A 282-nucleotide genomic window follows, 5' to 3' on the forward strand; every position below is an offset into this window, starting at 1 on the left:
ATATCTTCATCAGAAAAATTTGAGATTGAGTATTCTCCAAATCTCATGATTTGAGCGATAACAAAAGAGTCAATAGCATCATTTTTAGTTTGTCTTATGTACATTTTTCTGAAAGCTTCTGATTGAATTGGATTTATTACAATACAATTAAATCCAAGCTCTAGAAGAAAAGAATAAAGACTAAGCCAATAGTGACCAGTTGCTTCCATTCCAATAATGCAATTGTTAATATCAAGATTAAAATAATCAAGAAAATCCCTAAACTTTTCTAAACCTTTAATG

Annotated in this window: 1 protein-coding gene; it reads right to left on the reverse strand. The window is 28.4% G+C overall.

Going from position 1 to position 282, the window contains the following annotated elements:
- The coding region (locus ABGF48_RS08510) for an IS110 family transposase (protein ID WP_408105902.1) at positions 1-281 on the reverse strand (281 nt) is incomplete at its 3' end.
- Position 282 lies beyond the last annotated feature (1 nt).

Origin of the sequence: Helcococcus bovis, from assembly GCF_046035835.1 — a bacterium.
Taxonomy (GTDB): Bacteria; Bacillota; Clostridia; order Tissierellales; family Peptoniphilaceae; genus Helcococcus; species Helcococcus bovis.